Consider the following 20,554-nt stretch of genomic DNA (forward strand, 5'->3'; position numbering starts at 1 on the left):
AGAATGCCAGGACGATGTGATTCACGGTCGAGCGTTTCCTTGAGGGGCGAGCGAGTTCAGAACAGCAGGAACACGATCGAAGAGGCGGACAGCAGCGCCATGATGCGCTGGAGCGTCTTGCCGTGCAGCATGCGGTGCATCATGAGACCGCATACCGCCCAGATCGAGTTGCACGGGAAGAAAACGATCCCGAGCGTGAGCGACAGGAGCGTCGCGTCGACGTAGGCGTTCCCCGTCAACGGCAGGAACGTCGACGCCGCGCTGGCGCCGAGCAGCCAGATTTTCGGATTGACGATCTGGAGCAGGGCTGCCTCGCCGAACGTGATGGGACGCTCGATCGAGCGGCGTTCGGCGTGTTCGGACTGAGCCGTGTAGAGCTTGTAGGCGAGGTACAGGATGTACGCGGAGCCGACCACCTTGAGTGCGTGTTGCAGCAACGGGTGACGGCTCATCACGCTGAACAGCCCGAGCGCGACGACCATGAACAGGACGACCACGCCGACCGAGATGCCGGTCAGCGATGGCAGCGTGCGCCGATAGCCGAATTGCGCGCAGTTGGCGGTCGTCATCAAGTTGTTCGGCCCCGGCGAAATGATCAGCGGGGTCGAGAACAGGATGATCTGCAGCAACTTGCCGACAAGTGCATCGTCAACGTTCATCTAACTGGTCTCCTTGCCGCGATTCGGGCCTGCCGCCAGCCGGCGGCGAATGGCGCCGAGGTGATGCACGAGTTCGACGAGCGGGCCGCGGTCGCGCATGCGATAGGTGGAGCCGACGTTCGGCTGCGGCTCGCTGCTCCATGCGGCGATGTCGGGTTCGCGCTTCAGGCGCGCCACGAGGCTGTCGATTGCGGCTCGTTCGGCGCGCGAATAGAGCGTTTCCGAATTGTCGTCCGCGCAGAACCGAACCGAATGGCGGCTGATGATGGCGCCGGTATCGAGGCCCGCCGACACGCGGTGGATCGTCGTGCTCAGCTTGTCGAGTTCGCCGTGGTGCAGCGCAAAGAAGAAGCAGTGATTGCCTCGGTAGTACGGCAGGTGGCCACCATGGATGTTGATGATGCGGTCGGCCGGGACGAGCGACAGCAAGGCCTCGCCGATCTTCTTGGTGCCCATCACGATATAGACGTCGGAAAGGTCGTCGCGCAGCGCATCGAGCACGGTCGTGTCGTTGATCCATGACGTTTCCAGATACCGCACGCCCGCATGACGTCGAAGCGCGTCCCATGTGCGCGGTTCCCGCTCGCGAACGAAGTAGCGCCGCCGGTACGCGTCATAGCCGAACAGCCTGCGTCGCCATTCGTGATAGCGCGTCCACAGATACGCGCGATAGTGGCCGTTGCGCAGCAGGCGCGATGCCTGTTCTCGCCCGGGCTCGACGATGACGCGAACGCGTCCGAACGCGTCGAGGATTTCCGCGGCGAGATACAGATGATGCGGGCCGTCCGAACAAAGCAGTGTGATGTCCGTCATGCTTGCACACTCATGAAGCACCGATCGAGCGCCTGCCTTACCGCTGTCTCGCGCGATTCGCACGATCGCTGGCGTCGGCGCTGCTCCAGCAGGCGGGCGGCGAGTATCGTCAGCGCGGCGTGCGTGTTGCGCGTCGACGGTCCGCCGCCGCCGTCGAGCCGGTCGAACACGTGCGCCCCTTCGAATTCGTCATGGAGACGCCCGAGCAACGCGGCCGCGGCGGAGCCGAGCGGATCCGCTGCGGCATCCGGCGCGGCATCGGGCGGGCTCGACAGTACGCGACCGACCGCCGCGTGAGCGTCCCTGAACGATGCCATGCGTTGCTGCACCAGCGATTCCGCAACGAGCGTTGCGCCTGCGTTGCCCATGTCGATCGCGCGGCGCGCGGCGTTGGAGTCGAAGCGGATGCCGTCGATCGAATAGATGAGCACGCTCAGCATGTCGATGACGAGTCCACTCATCTCGCTGACGGTTTCCACCGCAGTGCGACTTGCCTGATACGAGTTGCCGGTCGGCAGATGCGATAGCGAAGAGAGCGCCGTGGCGCAATATCCGGCGATGCGATCGTGGCCGAGGCGCAGCCATTCGAGCAGATACGGATTGCGTTTTTGCGGCATGTTGGACGACCCGCCGTACATGCCGTCGGGCAGCGTGACGATCGCGATTTCGCGCATCGACCAGAGCTGAAGATCCGTCGCGATACGGTTCAGATTGCTGCTCAACTCGGTCAGCAGGCAGGCGCAGCGCAGCGCCGGATTCTTGTCGGTGATCGCGCTCAGCGAGTTGAGCGGCCCCGTCGAGAAGCCGAGCAAAACCGCCGTGCGCCGCGGGTCGGTGACGAACGTGGTGCCCGCACCGGCGCACGCGCCGAGCGCAGAAGAGCCAAGACCGTCGCGCAGCGACGCCAGCGCATCGAGCGTGCCGAGCAATATCTCGCACTGCGCGACGAGATAGTGGCCCGCCGACCCCGGCATCGCGGTCTGGTATTGGCTGTAGATCGGCAGCAGGACCTCGGCCGAATCCGCGGCGCGTCGTGCGAGCGTCTCGCCGAGATCGACGACGCGCCGCGTGACATGCGACAGCGCCTGACGCAAGGTCAGCAGGAGGTGCGTGGCATTGATGTCATTGCGTGAGCGCGCGGCCTGAATCATGCCGCCCGTGTCTCGTCCGCAGCGGTCGATCACGTACTGCTCGTAGTCGAAGTAGTCTCCGCGACCGGAAACATGTTCGCTCAACAATGCCGGATTCGCCTCCAGCGTCGTTACCGCTTCTCGCAGCGAGCGAAACTGTTCCGCGCTGAGAATCCCTTGTTCCCGCAGCATGATCAGATGGGCCTTCTCGATCGCGAGCAGATTGACCGTGAGCTTGCCGAAGCATGGGGGAGAGGATTCGTAGACGATGTCGTGAATCGCGTCGCGGTCGGGAGTCGTCCGCTCCGGATCGTCGTACAGCACGCGCGAACGCTTCCGCAGCGACAGCGCTTTCCGGAGCACCGAGGACGCGCTGCGGCCGACCGAAATCACGTAGCCGGCGCGATCCGAAAAGTCGAACTTGCCGCCGTTGACGCCTTCGTCGCGAAACAGCCCGGCATCCGCGCAATCTTCCGGAAAATCGATGCCGACGTAGCGGCGCCCGACTTCCGGCACGACGAACGCAACGGCGCTGTACAGCGCGGGTGTCGGTACGACGAACTGGCTGCGACGCGACAGATGGCTGCGCACGTACAGGTCGGCGATCGACCATCCATACGCACGTTCCATCAAACGGGGAATCATGCCGCCGGCCAGGCGCGCATTGATCTCGATGATGGTGATCGTGTCGCCGTGGACCTTCAGTTCCGTGTGCGCGGGACCGAACGCGTAGCCGACCGCATCGAGCGCGCGCCGCACGGTATCGACGATGCGGGCCTGGGTCGCCGCGTCGAGGTCGGCGGGCAGGACGTGCGCCAGCTCCAGGAAATGGGGCGGTTTGGTCAGGAACTTGCGTGTGACTGCGAGCACATGGTGTCCGTCGGCGTCGCTGAACGATTCGACTGAGAACTCCGCGCCCGGAATGAAGCGCTGGCAAATGAACGCGCCGCCCGATGTGTCCGGAAAGTCCTGCTCGCGTTCGACAAGGCGCACGCCGATGCTTCCGGTGCCCTGCCTGGGCTTCACGATGACCGGATAGGTCAGCTTGCGCGCGGCATCCGCCGATTCGATCGCCGTCGTGTACGGGTACGGGACGCCATGGTCGCGCAGCGTATCCTGAAGCCGCAACTTGTCCCGGCATAAGGCGACGGCCTCCGCGGGCGTGCCAGGCAGGCCCAGGCGCTGCGACAGTCGTGCGGCGTTCTCGATGAACGCGTCGCTCGTCGACGCGATATAACGCACGTCCGGAATCTCGCCGACGACGCGCTCGAGCGCGTCGACAGACTGCGTGTCGCAATCGATCACCCGAACGGCAGGCGACAGTCTCGCGAGAAAGGGATAGCGCGCGCGGTCGCGCACGAGAAAGCAGGTTTCGTCATGGTTCAGCGACGCGTCGAGCAGGCTTTGCCCGAACCCGGTGGTGTTCGATTCGATGTAGACGATCGCCATGATTCATTGAAACCGGTGAATGTCAGAGCGATCCCATTTCATCCACGCCCATTCCGTATTCGCGTCGTACGCGGTGGGGTGCCCGATCTCCACGGGTCGCAGCTGATCGTAGGCCGGGCTGTCGTCGTTGCTGGCGAAGGTCGTGTCGACATAGCGGGAGCCATCGTCCGGGCTCAGGAATACGATGGGTGCATCCGGATATCGGTTGCGCACGAAGCGGACGACGGCGAATGCGGCGCCGGTGGTCGGCCCGCGAAAATGGCCGGTGGCCTTGTAGAGTTTGCGCGTGAAATGATCGGCGAGTTCGGAGCTGACCCAATGCACGTCGTCGAACAGCGTGTGCTTCAGGTTGCCGGGCATGATGGTATTGCCGAGCCCGCGCAACTTGCGCGGGCCGTCGATCTGGCCGAACAGGACGCTGTTGAATGTGTCTACGCCGACGAGCGTGCAATCCGCCCCGCCGGCGCGCAGCGCGGCTGCGATCCCGCAGCTCGATCCGCCGGAACCGACCGGTGCGACGAGAATCAGGCGAGGGCCGATGATTTCGAGCAGCTCGCGCGCGATGTTTGCATAAGCGAGCCCGTTGTTCTCGTTGTCGTACTGGCGGCACCAGAAGGCACCTTGCTCGGCGGCGAGAATCTCTTGCAGCCGGTCAAGTCGTGCCTTTTGGTATCCCTGGCTGCCCTTCTTGTCCGTGACGATTTCAACCCGGCCGCCCAGCATTTCGAGCTGGCGTTTGAACGCCGGATCGATCGCGGGATCGCCGATCGCCACGAACGGATGGTTCAGGCGGTTGCATACGATGGCCATCCCGAGCGCAAAGTTGCCGCTCGACGTTTCCACCACGGTCTTGCCCGGCTGCAGGTCGCCGCGATCGCGCGCCTTGCTGATGATGTAATGGGCCGGCACGATCTTCATCGCTTTGAACGACACCATGTGCAAGGCTTGCCCGATCGGAAACAGCACGGCGTCCCGCATCGCATCCAGCGACGATTCGTATTGAAGCATGTACGATTCCTATACCGTTGTGTATTGAATGGATTCGATTCGACGGACCTGCAGGCGCGCTTGGGCATAGGCGGCCGCGGTCGCCGTTTCGGGAGCGTTCGCGTCGTAGAGCAGCCCGACGCACGTGCCGGAATGGGTCGCGACGAGGCCGAGCGCGTCGGTCTCGGCGCGCAGCTTGCGCAGGACGTCGATGTGCGGATGAGGATTGAATGCCTGCGACAACTGGCAGCTGCGCGTCGCGATCTCGCCGAGCTCGCGCAGGTCCTGGGCGCGAACCGCCGCTTTCATCCGCATCAGCATGCCGCGATATTCGTCGCGCACTTCCGCGGACGGATCGCGTTTCTTCCGGTTGAACTCGATCGTGTCGCATTCGCCGCCGCGATCGGCGCTGACGATCACGAGCGCGGGGGTCTTGCCGAGTCGCTCGTCGAGCTTTACCTCGCGGTGATAGAACGACACGACGCCGTCGTACATCACGCCGTCCGTCGGTTCGATGGCGCGCAGGATCGACTCGATGGTCTCGGGCGCCGGTGTTCGGCCGTACGCGTATGCGGCCGCACGGATCGCCGCGACCATGTCGGCGGACGAACTCGCCAGCCCCTTGCCGACCGCGAACATCGACTTGAAATGCAGCATGCCGCCCGGTGGCAGCCCGTGCAGGCGCAGATAGTCCTGAACCGCGCGACATGCCTTGGTCTTGAATCCGACATCCACGGCAACGCGATCGGCGCCGGTGATCTCGAACTCGACGACGCTCTTCAGGTTGACCGGCAACGTGACCAGGAAATGTCGATTGTCCGGCAACACGCCCTGCATCAGCTCGCCGAACGTTCCGTGACATTCGCCTCTGGGGAAAAGCGACAGGAACGCGTCGTTTCGTAGCGCATCGTCTTGCTCTGACAGAACGGCCATTTTCTCCTCTCGGAATGAAGGCAAATCGTGATGTCGAGCCCAGAGCATAGCGACGGCCGCTCGTCCGCTTCTTTATGAAAATTGCGCACTAGTATCGAAATGTTGCTCAGCCGCGCGTGGCGGCGCGAGCCGGATCGATTGAAAAACGCGTGCGGCCGGAGCGGATTCCGTCTCGCGCAAAGTGCCGGAAAAGCGCTTCGGATCCTTGCCCGGTATGGGTTTACGGCCGGATGGCCGGTGCGGCGTCAAGGGCGCTGCGATTGCGCGGCAGCGCCGGTTGCGTGACGAGCTCGAGCGAGTCGACCGCTCTTTACGTATGCGGCCGGCGCGGGATAGAGTGTTTCCACCACGGAAGACGGCGTGCCCACTCTCGTTGCAACGGGGCGGTGCGCACGGCATCCGTCATTGCCCGAGTTTCGTCGAAGTCGACATCGCACGATCGAACATGGATCGGACCGCCGTGTCGATGCGTAGTTATCCGATTCAATTCAATCGAAGCTTCGTTTGCGGCGTCGACGCGTCGACGGGTTTTGACTTTCGAGTCAGGACGCGTCGGTTCGCGGGCACGCGAAAATCACTCAACCATTCTGGAAACGTGAAATGGAAACGGTATTCGCTGGCCGGTTTATGACATTCGACGGGCATGGAGTCGACAGGCGCATGACGCTGCGCGAGGCCGCCGAGTGCGTGCGGGATCGGGAAGTTGCCGTGGCATTGCTGGATGTGGTCGGCCCCGACGAAATCGATGCATGGTGGAACGATCGCGGCTTCCCCGATTTGCGCAACCACCAGTACCACCGCGCGCTGAACGCAACCGGGATAACGCTCGGTCAGCTTCAGCGCTCCCGTCCCGAATCGTTGGTGAGCAATATCGCCGAGTACTTCGGCCATGCCGGCGTCGCGAATATCCCGATGCGCGATACGCGCTTCATTCAGTTGTTCATGAAGGAGCTGGGCGCGGAAACGCTCCAGTTCGGCAACTGGAGTCAATTCATGTTGGCGACGAAGCGCGAATATCCGCCTTTCGAAGGCGATCCGTTCAGCTTCGCGCCGCACTGCGACTGCATCGACTTCGGGCGCGATGTCGAACGGTGGCCGTTCCGGCTCAATCTCGAGCAGTTGGGCGCCTTCATCACGATACAGAAGGCCGAGAACGAAGCGGGCTTCGTTCTCTGGAACATCCGTCCGGAATCGCGTCGGCAGCTCGACCAGTGGGCCGACGAGTATGCGCAGCACAAGACGCTGGGCGTGCTCGACGGAGTCGATGCGCTGACGGTGCGGCCACGCAGCGGTCAGCTGTGTGTCTTCAATAGCCGCAATCTGCATGCGGTCGAGCGCTGCTCGTCGCTGCGCCGAACGATCGGCACGTTCCTCGTGTATCACGAGGCGGGCTGGAAACTACTGCACTAGTCCGGTCGACGTCCATCACGCCCGCTCGTCCATCGCAAGATGCATCCAGTCTCGACGAAAACCCTGTCTATGTACGAATCGTTCATTACCGCGTCCGATGGAAAGCAGCTGCGCGTACTGCATGGCGATTGGCTCGAAACGAGGCCGTTCCTGACGTTGATACTTCCGTTCGGGCTTCGCGTCGATGCGGCGCGCACGCTGTTCGCGCTGTTGGCGAGCGAATTCAATGTGCTCACCTGGCAAGGGCGCTCGTTGTGCGATCGGCCCCTCGCGCCGCACGAGAGCGGAATGACGCCGGAGGCGCATGTTCGGGACATGTGCTCGGTGCTGGACGCATTTGACGTGCGCAAGACGGACGTCGTCGGGTTTTGCTCGGGCGCCGGCATCGCGCTCGTCGCCGCAACCATCGAGGGACATCGCATCGATCGTCTCGCGCTGGTTTGCGGAGAGTACATGCTGAGCCCCACGGTCTGCCCGCAATCGAATTTTCAACGGGAAGTCGACAGCCTGTTGCCGCTGGCGGCGCAAAGCCTGAATCATGCGGCCGCCTTGTGCGAGAAGCTCACGGCGAGCCGCGTGCGCGCGCCGGCCAGGACCGAATTCGACGAGGAGGTTCTCGTGCCGTTCTCGTCGGCTGCACGTCTGCATCGCCACGGGTTGAATTACCTGACGTATCGCGGCACCGATTTCATGGCGTTGGCCGGCAGCGTACCGCACCCGACGCGGCTGATCTCGACCGACCGCGACGAACAGGTGAGCGCCGCCAGCTCGCGAGTCATTGCGGCGTTGTTGCGCAATGCCGAGCAACACGTCGTGGTGCCGGGCGACCACTACGAAATCCTGCGTGGCAGGAACGCGGTCAACGATTCGATCGTCGAGTTCCTTGGCGGCAGGGGAGCGGCATGACGACGTACGCCTTGGTTCGCTACGGACGGTCCGTCGGTCCCGAAGCGAGTGTCTGTTTGATGTCGAGCCGGCAGGACTGGAGATGAGCATACTCGAGCGATTCGGACAGATGGTCCGGCGTCATGCCGAGCACACCGCGCTTGCCGCGGAAAGTGCGCGGTACACCTATGCGCAACTTGACGCGCTGTCCGATCGGTTGGCGGCGCGCCTCGCCCGATCCGGCGTTACCGCGGGTTCGCCGGTCGTGCTGCTGTTGCCGCGTTCGCCCGGCGCAGTGATCGCGATGATTGCCGTGCTGAAGGCCGGCGCCCACTACGTTCCGGTCGATCCGGCCGGCCCGGCCTCGGTGCTGAACGAGCAGCTGCGCGAACTCGGTGCGCGCGTCGCACTGACGTTGCCCGAGTCCGTCGCGCAGGTGAGATCCGATCTGGATCTCGCCGGCATCGCGCTTGTCGAGATCGGGCGCGATGGGGTCTTGCCGGACCGGCGCGACGGCGCGCAGACGAGCGCACCCGTGCAGGCGCCGACGCCGATCTCGCCGGCCTACGCGATGTTTACCTCCGGCAGCACGGGCAAGCCGAAGGGCGTACTGGTGCCGCATCAGGCGGTCCACCGTCTGGTCGTCGAGACGAACTACATCGCGCTGAGTCCGCACGATCGTGTGCTGCAGATGGCGCCGATCACGTTCGACGCATCGACGTTCGAAATATGGGGAGCGCTGCTCAACGGCGCGACGCTGGTGGTCGAGGAATCGCCGGTGCTCGATCTGAACGCGCTGGGCCGTCTGTTGCGCGACGAGCGCGTGACGGTCATGTGGTTGACGGCTGCGCTGTTCCATCTGGTGGTGCGCAATCGGCTGCCGCTGCTATCGGAACTTCGCGTGCTCCTCGCGGGCGGCGACGTGGTCCAGGCCGACGCGGTCGCACGCGTGCTCGCCGCATTTCCCTCGCTGACCGTGATCAACGGATACGGACCGACGGAAAACACGACATTTACCTGCTGCCATGTGATGACGGCCGCTGCACCGCCGGTCGCGACGGTGCCCATCGGCAGGCCGGTCACCGGTACCACGGTGTGCGTGCTCGACGCGAGCGGGCAGCCGGTGCGCCCGGGCGAGGTGGGCGAGCTCTATGCGGGCGGTATCGGCCTCGCGCTCGGTTATCTGAACGATCCGGAGAAAACGAGGGCCGTGTTCGTCGACGATCCGCACGACCGGGATCGCAAGCTTTACCGGACGGGCGATCTCGTGCGGGAAGGCCACGACGGCGCCTACGAATTCATCGGTCGCGTCGACAGGCAAGTGAAGATACGCGGCTATCGCGTATCGGTCGAACAGGTGCAGCAGGTGCTCGCGACGGCCGACGACGTCGAGGACGCGATCGTCGACGTCGGACGCGACGAGCTGGGAGAAAAGCGTCTCGTCGCGTTCGTGCAGTCGTCGCGGGATCCCGCCGAGGTCAGGGCGGCCGTCCGGCGCCACCTCGGGCGACATCTGGCGAGCTACATGATTCCCGACGTAATCGAAGTGCAAGTGGCGCTGCCGTTGACCGTCAATGGCAAGGTCAACCGGCGGAGCCTGATGAGTTCGCAGGAGAACCGCAATACCGGAGATGAACATGAGCGAATCGCTGCAATTCAAGGAACCCATTCGGAAACGACTGGCCGAGTTGTTGAAGGATCGTGAGATCGGCGACGACGACGACTTTTTCGACCTGGGCGCCAGTTCGCTGTCGATCGTCGAGCTGCAAGTCAAGATCGAGGAGGATCTGGGCGTGACCGTACCCACGGCCAAGCTGATGCTAGCGCCGACGCTGGCCGGCTGGACCGGGCTTTATCGAGCGGCAGCCGTTGCCGCAACCGCCGTAGAGAAATAGCGCAAAGCGACTCAACCGAGAGGATCGACATGACGCAGTTTTCACTGACTCCAGACGAACTTGCCCGATTCCGTGCACAGGGCTTTTTCGGGCCGTTTCGCGTGTACTCGCCCGACGAGGCGCGCGAGCGATACAGGGCGATTCGCGCCGAGCTGTTCGACAGGGAACACGCCATCTACGATCTGCCGGCGACGAGCCCGATCGCCAATTACGATCGTCACCTCGACGTGAACCTGCTCAGCGAGCACATCGGCCGGCGCGAGATCGTCGATCGCGTCGCGAGCATGCTCGGGCCGGACCTGTTGTGCTGGCGATCGGAGATGTTTCCGAAGTACCCGGGCGACGAGGGGACGGACTGGCATCAGGCCGATACGTTCGCGCATGCATCGGGCGCGCCGCAGATAGTCTGGCCCGGCGAAAGCCGTTTCGGCGGGGCGATTACCGCATGGACCGCGTTTACCGATGCGACCGAGGAGAACGGCTGTCTGCGCTTCATTCCCGGCACGCACGAGGAAATGTTCTACGACGAGTCGAAGAAGATGGCCTACGACGCTTCGAAGATCAATACCCAGGAGAAGGACGGGATCAAGCGCGGGTTTTTCGGTTACGACTACCGCTCCCTTCAGAAGGATCCGTCGTGGAAGCCGGATGAGTCGCAGGCGGTGTCGATCACGATGCAGGCCGGCGAGTGCGTGATCTTCTGGTCCACGCTGATGCATTCGTCGTTTCCGAATTCGACGGCCGACGTGACGCGGCTCGGCTACGCGAGCCGCTACGTTCCGACCGGCGTGAAGGTGTATCCGGATACGAACGTCGTCGAGGAGTACGGCAGCGCCATTTCGCTCGACAAGTATGGCGTCGTGCTGGTCTCGGGTGAGGACCATTACGGTCACAACCGGCGCGCGCTCAGCAATGCGCGAGGGCGGGCGTTTGCTTTCGACGACCGCGGCTGACGGCCGACGGCTCGATACCAGCGATATCCGGATCGTCGCCGCGCGCGCGGCGACGGCGGTGGCGATCCGATTCACGTGATGGAGTGAACATGCAGACAACCAGGGCACTCGTGAAGCGCCTGTTTTCCGAAGCGCTCGGCGTCGAGCACGTCGCGGCCGATGCGGACTTCTTCGTGCTCGGCGGCGGGTCGCTGGCCGCGGCGGTGCTGGTCACGAAGGTCGAGCAGGCGTGCGGTATCGAAGTGTCGTTGCTGGACTTCATGAATCATTCGACGGTCGACGGGTTCGCCGCGGTCGTCGAACAACGGCTGAGCAACGTCGGATGAGTCGCGCAGCCTGCTTGTCGAACCCGATGGACGTAACGTGCGGCGCGATCGACGCGAACGGCATCGAGATTCATTATCTGAGGCAAGGCAGCGGCCCGCTGGTCATCTGCTCGCACGGCTTTCCGGACCATGCGCGCTCGTTCCTGCCTTTGCTCGCCGAGCTGGCGCACGCGGGTTTCACGGCCGTCGCACCGTACCTGCGCGGCTACGCGCCGTCCGGCACTGCCCCGGCCGATCAGTACCACACCTGCTACATGGCGCATGACCTGCGCGCGTTGATCGACGCGCTGGGTGTCGAACAGGCGATCCTGGTCGGGCACGACTGGGGCGCACAGGCGTCCATTGCGGCGGCCATCCTGTTTCCGGAGCGCGTCACGAAGCTGGTGGCGCTCGGATGGAGCCGTCCGGACGCGGCGCAGCGGCTGCACTACGACTACCTGAAAGGCATCTGGCACACGTTCTTCTTTCAATCGCCGTCGGCCGAGCAGGTGCTGGCCCACGACGATTTCGCGTTCATCGAGGCGTGGTGGCGCGATGCTTCGCGCAACTGGGACGTGCCGCGGGACATCATCGACGCGGTCAAGACCACGTTTCGCCAGCCAGGCGTGCTCGACGCGGCGCTGGCGCAATACCGCTGTCGCCATGTCGCGTTGCGCGACCCGGAGCGTCGTGAACAGCAGGCCCGCATCGCCGCCGGGCCGGTCACCGTGCCGACGCTCCTGATGCATGGCACTCACGATCGCGAAGGGCGTCTCGAAGCATTTTCCGGTGACGGCGTGCCGGAATATTTTTCAGCGGCGCTCACGCGCGAGATCGTCGACGGGGCCGGGCATTTCCTTCACCTTGAAAAGCCGGCCGACGTGAACCGATCGATCATCGACTTCATTGTGGCGCGATCATGAACAGGATTCATTTGCCGGACATCCGCGTCGACGATTTCGCCGAGCAAGACATCGGCCCCTGTCTCGACTACTGGTATCGGTCGCCGCCGGCGCTGATGGAGTCGATGAACGTCGACGTCGACAAGCTGCCGAGCGAGCAACGCATGCGCGAGTTGCTGACGATTCTGGTACGGCGGGCATGCGGCGGTGTCGCGCCTGCGCCGATATTGACGATCCGTCACATGGGTGAGGCGATCGGCGTCCACGAGCTGACGCACCTCGACCCGGGGCGCAGTGCCGTGATGCACGCCCATATCTGGCAGGCCCGATACCGCGGCGCAGGCATCGGACCGGTGTCGTATCTGGCAGCCATGCGCATCTTCTTCGATCGATTCGATCTGGAGAGCATCCGCTTCGAGACGCCTGCCGAAAACGTTTCGGCGCAGCGCGTCAAAAGCAAGCTCGGGATCGAGCCGCACGGCGAGGGCGTCATCGACATGCCGATGCTGCGCAATCCCGTCAAAACGATCAGCTATCGCGTGCTGCGCGCAGAACTCGACGCCATCGAGAAATTCGTCAGATCGACCGCACGCTGATCTCGCTTCGCCGGCAGCGCGTGCTGTCTTCGTAACGCCGTTGAAATGTCCGTCAGGGGGACCTCATGTCGTTTGCTCTTGCATCAGGAATCGAACAATTCAAGCCGCTGGCCGTCGCCGCGTATATTCTCGCGCTCTCGATTACGCCTGGCCCGAACAACGTGATGCTTGCCGCGTCCGGCGCGAACTTCGGATTCGTGCGCACGTTACCGCATTTGCTGGGCATTACGGTGGGCGCAACCGTTCTGGTCGCGCTGAGTGCGACCGGGCTCGGGGTCGTGTTCACCGAATATCCGGCGGCAAGACTGGCGTTGTTCGTGGTTGGCGCGCTCTATCTGGCATACCTCGCGTTCAAGATCGCGAACGCCGGGCGGCCCGCGGCCAAGGACGCGCAAACGAAGCCCTTTTCGTTCGTTCAGGCCGCGACGTTCCAGTTCGTCAATCCGAAAACCTGGCTGATGGCCGCGAACCTGATCATTCTGTTCTCGGTCGACGGTCAGGGCTTCATTTCATCGGTAATCGGAATCTGCATATTGATGGTGGCGATCAATTTTCCGGCCGTGTCCGTGTGGGCCGCGCTCGGCGTCGGGATGCAGAAGCTGCTGCATACCGATCGTGCGCGCGTGATCTATAACCGCACGATGGCGCTGCTGCTGCTCGCATGCGTGCCGTTGCTGTTCTGGAAATAGGCGCGCGCGGATATGCCCGTCATGCCCGAAACCACGCGGCTTCCCCGCGGCATCGTGTCCTTTCCCACCGACGGGCACGCGGACGCCCGGATTTTCTGTCTGCCCTACGCGGGCGGCAGTGCCTCGATCTTCGCCGGCTGGCGACACGCGCTGCCCGCGAGCCTCGAAGTCTGTGCGATCGAATTGCCCGGGCGCGGCAGCCGATTTGCCGAACCGGCGCTGACGCATATGGATGCCGTGGTCGACGAGCTGGTTCGCATGGTCGGCGACTGTCCGCCTGCGCCGTTCGCGTTGTTCGGCCACAGCATGGGGGCCGTCGTGGCGGCTGAGCTGGCACGTCGGCTGGTCGAGCTCGGGCGGCCTCCGATCGCCCTCGTCGCGTCGGCATGTGCCGCGCCGCACCTGCCGATTCGGCGTGAGCACGTGCTGCATTTGCTGCCGCGCGACGCGCTGATCGAAGCGTTGATCCATCTCGACGGGCTGCCGCCCATTGCGCGCGAGCGCAGGGATTTCCTCGATACCTTCATGCCGACGATTCGCGCCGACCTGCAGTGCCGGGAAACCTGGCGCAGCACGCCGCACGATCTGCGCATACCGGTCCACGTGCTGACCGGCGCGGACGACGGGCTGGTATCGGAAGCGGATGCGCTGGCGTGGCACGCCTTCACGTCGACGGAGTTTTCGATACGTCGTTTCGACGGCGGACATTTTTTTATCCATTCGGCAATGCAAGCCGTACTGGATCACCTGGCTGCGATCGTCCAGCGTTCGCTGGCGCTTCGTCACGGCGAATCCGTTGCGCCGGCACGCCATGCGTGTGCGCCCGATCACGACAGAGGGATGAAGTGACGCATCTAGAAAATTGGCAGATCCGCAAGGCCGCGATTTCCGCATCGGGCGGCATCGTCGTGAGCCAGCACTACAAGGCATCGAGCATCGGCGCGGCGGTGCTGGAGGACGGCGGCAACGCGGTCGATGCCGCGATAGCCGCGAGTTTCGCGATCGGCGTGCTCGAACCGTGGCAAAGCGGGTTGGGCGGCGTCGGGCATATGGTCGTTGCGCCGGCCGGCCGAACTGCATTCAGCATCGACTTCGCAGCGAGAGCGCCGTTGGCGCTCGAAGCCGACGACTATCGCCTGACCGGAGAACCGGCGCGGGGCATGTTCGGGTGGCCCGCGGTCGTCGACGACCGCAATCTGGAAGGTCCGTTCTCGATCGGCGTTCCGGGGCAGGTCGCCGGCATGACGCTGGCACATCGCGAATGCGGCTCGTTGCCGTGGCGGCGGCTGGTGGAGCCGGCGGTTCGTTGCGCGCGGGAAGGACTCGAAATCGATTGGTACTTGACCTTGAAGATCGCGTCCGTTGCCGCGGGGCTCGCACGTTATCCGGGAAGCAGTGCATGCTATCTGCGGGACGGACACGCGCCTGCGTCGGACTGGGCGGGCGCGGCGTCGCCGATCGTGCTGGAGGATCAGGCGGCCACGCTGGAGGCGATTGCCGAGCGCGGCGGCGACGATTTCTATCGTGGTGCGCTCGCTCACCGAATCGCCGCCGATTTCGCAACCGTGGGGTCGCGTCTGAGCTTCGACGATCTCGCTGCGTATCGGGCCGAAATCACGCCGATCGAAGCGCTGCGCTACCGCGATGCATCCATCCTGACCTCATCGGCGCTCACGGCAGGGCCGGCGCTGACGCGCGCGCTGTCCCTGTTCGCGCGGCAAGCGGACGCCGACGGGACGGCACGTCCGGACGCGCGATTCTTCTCGCGCATCGCCGACGCGCTGACGCAGACCTATGCCGAGCGGATCGGCGGCGCGGCGCCGGGCGACGATGCGCGACGCGGGACGTGCACGACGCATATCAGTGTCGTGGATCGACACGGCAACGCGGTCGCGCTGACCCAGACGCTGTTGTCGATGTTCGGCTCCAAAGTGACGTTGCCGCAAACGGGGATCGTCATGAATAATGCAGTCATGTGGTTCGATCCGCGACCGGGGAAGGCCAACTCGATCATGCCGGGCGCCGTGCCGTTGTCGAACATGTGCCCGACGGTGGTCAAGCGCGCGACGGGAGACGTACTGGCGCTGGGTGCGTCGGGCGGCCGGCGGATAATGCCGGCCGTCATGCAGCTCATCGCGTATCTGGTCGATTGCGGCATGTCGATCGAGGACGCGATTCACTTCCCGCGCTTGGATGCGAGCGGCGACCCGTGGGTCACGATCGACGATCGCTTCGACGCATCCGTTTCGCAGGCCATCGGAGCGGCTCACGAAGTCAGGCGGGCCGCCAATCTCGTCGCACCCAATCTGTTCGGTTGCCCCAACGTCGTCCTGCGCGATGGCCAAACCCGCCAGCTGACCGGGGGCGCCTTCGTCTCGTCCCCGTGGTCGGCGGCGGTGGCCGAGCGCGACGCACATTGAGGCGGCCGCGATTCAGTTCACGTCCGATCACACCATGCACGAAGACTTCAATTATCTGACCAGTATCCTGAACGCTCCCGTCTACGACGTGGCCGTCAAGACCCCGCTCGAATCCCTGTCGCGGCTGTCCGAACGCCTGGGCAGTCGCGTCTTGCTCAAGCGGGAAGACATGCAGCCGAGCTTCAGCTTCAAGGTCCGGGGCGCCTATACGCTGATGGCGCGGCTGTCCGCGGAGGCGCTCGCCCGCGGGGTGGTGACGGCCTCCGCCGGCAATCATGCGCAGGGCGTGGCGCTCGCGGCACACACGCTCGGGTGCCGCGCGCGCGTGTTCATGCCGCACACCACACCCGACATCAAGGTCCAGGCCGTCGCCCGCTATGGCGCCGAGGTCGTGCTGTACGGCGACAATTTCGACGATGCCTGCGATGCCGCGCTGGCCGATGCGCGCGAGCGCGACAGCACCTTCGTGCCGCCGTTCGATCATCCTCACGTGATTGCCGGCCAGGGGACCGTCGGGATGGAAATTCTCCAGCAGACGACCCAACTCGATGCGATTTTCGTGCCGGTCGGCGGAGGAGGGCTGGCCGCCGGCATTTGCGCGTACGTCAAGCGCGTGAAGCCGCAGATCAGGATTTTCGGTGTGGAGCCGAGCGACGCCGACAGCATGTATCAGGCGCTCGAGGGCGGCGCGCCGGTGCGGCTCGCGCACGTTGGCCGATTCTGCGACGGCGTGGCGGTGCGTCAGGTCGGCGCCCACAGCTTCGAGCTGTGCAGGCAGTATCTCGACGGCGTCGTGCGCGTCGACAACGACGAGGTTTGCGCAGCGATCAAGGACGTCTTCGTCGATACGCGCTCGATTCTCGAGCCGTCGGGCGCTCTGGCGCTCGCCGGCTTGAAGGCGTGGCAACGACGCGAGCAGAAGGGCGGGACGCTGGTCGCGATTGCATCCGGGGCCAACATGAATTTCGATCAGCTGCGCTACATCGCCGAGCGTTCGACGCTCGGCGAAAACCGTGAGGCGCGCTTCGCTGTTTCGATCGCCGAGCGTCCCGGGAGCTTTCGCGCGCTCATCGAGCAATTCGGCGATTGTGTCGTGACCGCGTTCGACTATCGCCGCGCAACGGGCGGCGACGCGCAGGTTTTCGTCGGCGTGCGGACGCCGGGAGCCGAGGGCGCGCGCAAGATCGTACAGGATCTGGCGGCGGCCGGATACCGGGCCACCGATCTCGGCGGGAGTACGCTTTGGCGCACGCATGGTCATCAGCTCGTCGGCGCGGAGGCGTTCCGCATCGACGACGAGAAGCTCTTTCAGGTGATGTTCCCCGAGCGCCGCGGCGCCTTGCTGGAGTTTCTGCGCAAGCTCGACGATGCGTGGGACATCAGCCTGTTTCACTATCGTAACGAAGGGTTCGACTACGGGCGCGTACTGATCGGCATTCGCTGCGGCGAGGCGGATTCGGCCCGCCTGTACGGTGCACTGGAGGCGACGAATTTCGAGTTCAGTGAGCAAGCCGACGCGTCGCCGTATCTGGCTTCGCTGCAGGGCGAGCGACGCTGAAAGACCGGTCACTATCGCGGGCGAGGCTACGTTGAACTCCCATCAATTGATGACGATGTGCTTCTACACGATCCTGGTATTGATCGTTCCGGGGCCGACCAACACGCTGTTGTTTTCGTCGGGAATCAGCGTGGGCCTGGCGCGCACGCTGCCGCTCGTGCTTGCGGAAGCGGCCGGGTACGTCATCGCCATTTCCGTCTGGGGCGTTTCGCTGCTGGCGTTCGCGGCGCAGCATCCTCACGTCCTGAGCGTGATCAAGCTCGCCTGTTCGTCGTACCTGCTGCTGTTGGCCGCCAAGATGTGGACGCGAGGCAGGCTGGAGGAAGATCAACGTCCGAAAGCGGTGACGTGGCGGAACCTGCTCGTCGCCACCTTGCTGAATCCGAAAGCCTTTCTGCTCGCAAGCACGGCGTTTCCATGGCAGACGTTTCACGATTCGAGCAGCGCGGCCCAGGCATTCGGCGTGTTTCTGCTCGTGCTCATACCGGTTGGGACCGGATGGGCCAGCCTGGGGCGCGCAACGCGCATGCTGGCGTCCGGCTCACACCATGTCACTGCCGTGCTTCGCTTTTCATCGATGGTACTGGTGCTGTTTTCAGGGACCCTGCTGTATTCGCTCGTCAAATGAGTTGCTGACGTTGCAACGCGACGATGAACGGCGGGGCGGGGCTGGTGGTGATCGAACACGGCTGCTATTGGCGAGGCGGTGTCGAACGGCGCGGTCCAACGAATCCCGCCACGAACTGCGCGCCCGTCGGTTGCTCCGACAGCACGCCGCGCAATGCGGCATGACGCTCGATTCCGGCGAACCTGCCGGCCGGATTCGATGACGCTGTCAAACGAGAAATCTGGAAATCCATATAGATAAAAAACGGATCGCGAGCTGTGGCTTGCACCGTATGAACACCGATACGTTTGATGCACGCGACAAAGGAATCTTCCAGTTTTTGCACTATATCGAAACGTGCGCAGTCGCGAATATTTGCCGACTGGCAATCTTGCTTGCGACGCGATACTGCACGTGGCCAGTGTCAGGATCGTTTAAGCATGAATTCGTATTTACTAATTCGTAACCCGAATTGACGGTGACCGGAAGGCAGGCAACGGAAGATGACGCAAGCAGCACGTTTCAGAACGAGCCATACCATTGCATTCGCGGGCGCGTTGTTGGCGACGACAAGTTCCGCGACGCAGGCGCAGAGCGCCGTCCAGCTGTCGGGGATCATCGACGCGGGCATTGCGTACGTGAGCGATAGCGGCAATACCCACGGGCATCAGAGCGCGTGGCAGGCAAAGAGCGGGGACATCAACGGTAGCCGATGGATCCTGTCGGGCAGGGAAGACCTCGGTGGAGATCTGAACGCGGCGTTCATGCTGGCGAACGGCTTTGCGCCGATGACGGGCACGGCTTCGCAGCAGGGCCGGTTGTTCGGCTTCCAGTCCTGGGTTGCCTTGCAATCGCAACAGCTCGGCTCGCTGATTGCGGGGCGCCAGTTCGACGAGGTCGTGCAGTTCGTCGAGCCGTTTTCCCTGGGAGGGACGCGATATGGCGGCACGGCATTCGCGCACGTCTTCGACAACGACAACCTCGACAACTGGACGCGCATCAACAACTCGGTCAAGTACGTGAGCCCGCTGGTGGGCGGCCTCAAGCTGGGTGTGCTGTACGGCTTTTCGAACCAGGCCGGCGGCTTCGACGACAACCGCGCGTATAGCCTCGGCGCGTCGTATCAATACGGCAATCTCGATCTGGGCGCGGGCTATGTGCAGTTCAACAACGCATCGAACCTCTCCAGTGCCAACGTGAACGGCGCGGCACCGGCCGGCGCACCATTCAACGCGGCGCGCCAGCGCACCTGGGCCGCGGGCGGCTTGCTCCATTTCGGCAACGGTGCGGCCGGCTTCGTGCTCAGCGAGACGCGCCTCGATCACGCCACGTCGATCAACGACGTCGTGGACACGGCGGTCAGCCTGCCGGGCGACGATGTGCGGTTTCAGAACGTCGAGGTGAACGTGCGCTACAGCGTGCTGCAGAACTGGGACGTTTCGGCCGGTTATACGTTTACCGCGGGGCGCTTCGCGACGCCGGCGGGCGTTCGTTATCCGAAGTGGCATCAGGTCGGCATCGTCAACACGTACTTCCTCTCGCCGACGACGGACATCTACGCCGAGGCGGTCTATCAACGGGCCAATCAACTGGCCGGAACAGGCATCCGTGGCGCGCAGATCGCCAATTTTTCACGGGCGTCCGGCGCGAACCAGCTCATTGCGTCACTCGGTTTGCGACGCCGGTTCTGATCGTCTCGCCGGATGGGCACCTGTGGTGGATGCCGCGCGTTTTTCGTGGGCGGCTTGCATCCTGCGGCGAGTGGATACGCGAAGCGCTGCCGGTTATGACGAAGGCCGGTACACGACGCCGGATTCATCTACGCCGCGAGCGGCACGCCGTCGTCGAGCATGGACCGGTTGGCGTGCAGCGTGATGCCACGGTCGCCGATCATGATCGCGCTCATGTAACGCGTATTCGACGCTATTTCAGTATCGGTCGAGCGCTGCCTGCAGCATGCGCAGTCTGGTTTTGCCGTCCGGCATGAAGTTCGTGCCGAAGCGCACGAGCCCTGCCTGATGCAAATGGCAGGCCATCGTGAAGCTGATCAACATACCAGGCTCGGGCGGATGAATTTCGATTTCTATTCGCTTCAGACGCGGTTCGTAAGCGAGCAGGGTCGCCTCGATCGCGCGCCGCAGCTTGTGCGCCGAGGACGGCAGATGCCGATAGATCTCCGACAGGTCGTCTAGGCCGTAGTCCGGAAGGTGCGCGAGAGACCCGCGCCGACTATTCAGGATGCGCTCGATGTTGTCGCGCACCGACAGGAAAACCTGCACTTCTGACGCGAAGTCGTCCACGCCAGAGCCGTCAGCGAAGTGCCCGGTAATCCGCTCGAATAAGCCAGGTCCTACCCACATCGT

Annotated in this window: 21 protein-coding genes; 14 read left to right on the forward strand and 7 right to left on the reverse strand. The window is 63.9% G+C overall.

Features of this window, described 5'->3' with window-relative positions; genetic code table 11:
* Window positions 1-56: 56 nt before the first annotated feature.
* From AK36_RS03750 to AK36_RS03770, 5 genes are read right to left on the reverse strand one after another with little or no spacing between them, the layout of a single operon-like run.
* Window positions 57-659, reverse strand: a complete 603-nt coding sequence (locus AK36_RS03750; RefSeq protein WP_011882443.1) for a LysE family translocator — start codon at window positions 657-659, stop codon at window positions 57-59.
* Window positions 660-1,472 (reverse strand): formyl transferase, encoded by an 813-nt coding sequence (locus AK36_RS03755; protein ID WP_034195176.1) that lies wholly within the window; start codon window positions 1,470-1,472, stop codon window positions 660-662.
* Window positions 1,469-4,051, reverse strand: coding sequence for a lyase family protein (locus AK36_RS03760; RefSeq protein ID WP_045577891.1), 2,583 nt, complete (start codon window positions 4,049-4,051; stop codon window positions 1,469-1,471). Before AK36_RS03760 ends, AK36_RS03755 begins: the two co-directional genes overlap by 4 nt.
* Before the next feature lie 3 nt (window positions 4,052-4,054).
* The gene (locus tag AK36_RS03765; protein WP_045577892.1) at window positions 4,055-5,059 is read right to left on the reverse strand and encodes a PLP-dependent cysteine synthase family protein; all 1,005 of its coding nucleotides are present in this window, start codon (window positions 5,057-5,059) and stop codon (window positions 4,055-4,057) included.
* Between the two features lie 9 nt (window positions 5,060-5,068).
* A complete protein-coding gene (locus AK36_RS03770) occupies window positions 5,069-5,971 on the reverse strand; it encodes a GHMP family kinase ATP-binding protein (RefSeq protein WP_011882439.1) in 903 nt (300 codons plus the stop codon).
* A 600-nt stretch (window positions 5,972-6,571) separates the two neighbouring features.
* Between AK36_RS03770 and AK36_RS03775 the strand changes: the two genes are divergently transcribed.
* The 13 genes from AK36_RS03775 (at window position 6,572) to AK36_RS03835 (ending at window position 18,212) form a co-directional block, all read left to right on the forward strand.
* A complete protein-coding gene (locus AK36_RS03775; RefSeq protein ID WP_034195173.1) occupies window positions 6,572-7,381 on the forward strand; it encodes a hypothetical protein in 810 nt (269 codons plus the stop codon).
* Between the two features lie 69 nt (window positions 7,382-7,450).
* Complete coding sequence (locus AK36_RS03780; protein WP_045577893.1) at window positions 7,451-8,287, forward strand: alpha/beta fold hydrolase; 837 nt, start codon at window positions 7,451-7,453, stop codon at window positions 8,285-8,287.
* An 82-nt stretch (window positions 8,288-8,369) separates the two neighbouring features.
* Complete coding sequence (locus tag AK36_RS03785) at window positions 8,370-9,971, forward strand: amino acid adenylation domain-containing protein (RefSeq protein ID WP_052691539.1); 1,602 nt, start codon at window positions 8,370-8,372, stop codon at window positions 9,969-9,971.
* Window positions 9,904-10,161, forward strand: a complete 258-nt coding sequence (locus AK36_RS03790; protein ID WP_034195170.1) for an acyl carrier protein — start codon at window positions 9,904-9,906, stop codon at window positions 10,159-10,161. Before AK36_RS03785 ends, AK36_RS03790 begins: the two co-directional genes overlap by 68 nt.
* Before the next feature lie 29 nt (window positions 10,162-10,190).
* Window positions 10,191-11,114 (forward strand): chlorinating enzyme, encoded by a 924-nt coding sequence (locus AK36_RS03795; protein ID WP_011882434.1) that lies wholly within the window; start codon window positions 10,191-10,193, stop codon window positions 11,112-11,114.
* Between the two features lie 89 nt (window positions 11,115-11,203).
* Entirely contained in the window at window positions 11,204-11,440 is a 237-nt protein-coding gene (locus tag AK36_RS03800) for a phosphopantetheine-binding protein (RefSeq protein ID WP_045577895.1), read from the forward strand.
* A gap of 149 nt (window positions 11,441-11,589) precedes the next feature.
* A complete protein-coding gene (locus AK36_RS03805) occupies window positions 11,590-12,342 on the forward strand; it encodes an alpha/beta fold hydrolase (RefSeq protein ID WP_230939051.1) in 753 nt (250 codons plus the stop codon).
* 104 nt (window positions 12,343-12,446) lie between these two features.
* Complete coding sequence (locus AK36_RS03810; RefSeq protein ID WP_230943492.1) at window positions 12,447-12,917, forward strand: GNAT family N-acetyltransferase; 471 nt, start codon at window positions 12,447-12,449, stop codon at window positions 12,915-12,917.
* A 65-nt stretch (window positions 12,918-12,982) separates the two neighbouring features.
* Window positions 12,983-13,606, forward strand: coding sequence for a LysE family translocator (locus AK36_RS03815; protein ID WP_011882430.1), 624 nt, complete (start codon window positions 12,983-12,985; stop codon window positions 13,604-13,606).
* Between the two features lie 21 nt (window positions 13,607-13,627).
* On the forward strand, window positions 13,628-14,455 hold the full coding sequence (locus tag AK36_RS03820) for a thioesterase II family protein (protein ID WP_045578412.1): 828 nt from the start codon (window positions 13,628-13,630) through the stop codon (window positions 14,453-14,455).
* Complete coding sequence (locus AK36_RS03825) at window positions 14,452-16,026, forward strand: gamma-glutamyltransferase family protein (RefSeq protein ID WP_045577898.1); 1,575 nt, start codon at window positions 14,452-14,454, stop codon at window positions 16,024-16,026. Before AK36_RS03820 ends, AK36_RS03825 begins: the two co-directional genes overlap by 4 nt.
* 34 nt (window positions 16,027-16,060) lie before the next feature.
* Entirely contained in the window at window positions 16,061-17,584 is a 1,524-nt protein-coding gene (gene ilvA / locus AK36_RS03830; RefSeq protein WP_045577899.1) for a threonine ammonia-lyase, biosynthetic, read from the forward strand.
* Between the two features lie 49 nt (window positions 17,585-17,633).
* Entirely contained in the window at window positions 17,634-18,212 is a 579-nt protein-coding gene (locus tag AK36_RS03835; protein WP_011882426.1) for a LysE family translocator, read from the forward strand.
* A gap of 64 nt (window positions 18,213-18,276) precedes the next feature.
* On the opposite strand, the gene AK36_RS32570 is transcribed toward AK36_RS03835, so the two are convergent.
* Window positions 18,277-18,537 (reverse strand): hypothetical protein, encoded by a 261-nt coding sequence (locus tag AK36_RS32570; RefSeq protein WP_144410622.1) that lies wholly within the window; start codon window positions 18,535-18,537, stop codon window positions 18,277-18,279.
* Window positions 18,538-18,694: 157 nt separating this feature from the next.
* Between AK36_RS32570 and AK36_RS03840 the strand changes: the two genes are divergently transcribed.
* On the forward strand, window positions 18,695-19,882 hold the full coding sequence (locus tag AK36_RS03840) for a porin (protein ID WP_045577900.1): 1,188 nt from the start codon (window positions 18,695-18,697) through the stop codon (window positions 19,880-19,882).
* 237 nt (window positions 19,883-20,119) lie between these two features.
* On the opposite strand, the gene tssE is transcribed toward AK36_RS03840, so the two are convergent.
* Window positions 20,120-20,551, reverse strand: a complete 432-nt coding sequence (gene tssE, locus AK36_RS03845) for a type VI secretion system baseplate subunit TssE (protein ID WP_011882424.1) — start codon at window positions 20,549-20,551, stop codon at window positions 20,120-20,122.
* Window positions 20,552-20,554 lie beyond the last annotated feature (3 nt).

Source organism: Burkholderia vietnamiensis LMG 10929 (assembly GCF_000959445.1).
GTDB lineage: Bacteria > Pseudomonadota > Gammaproteobacteria > Burkholderiales > Burkholderiaceae > Burkholderia > Burkholderia vietnamiensis.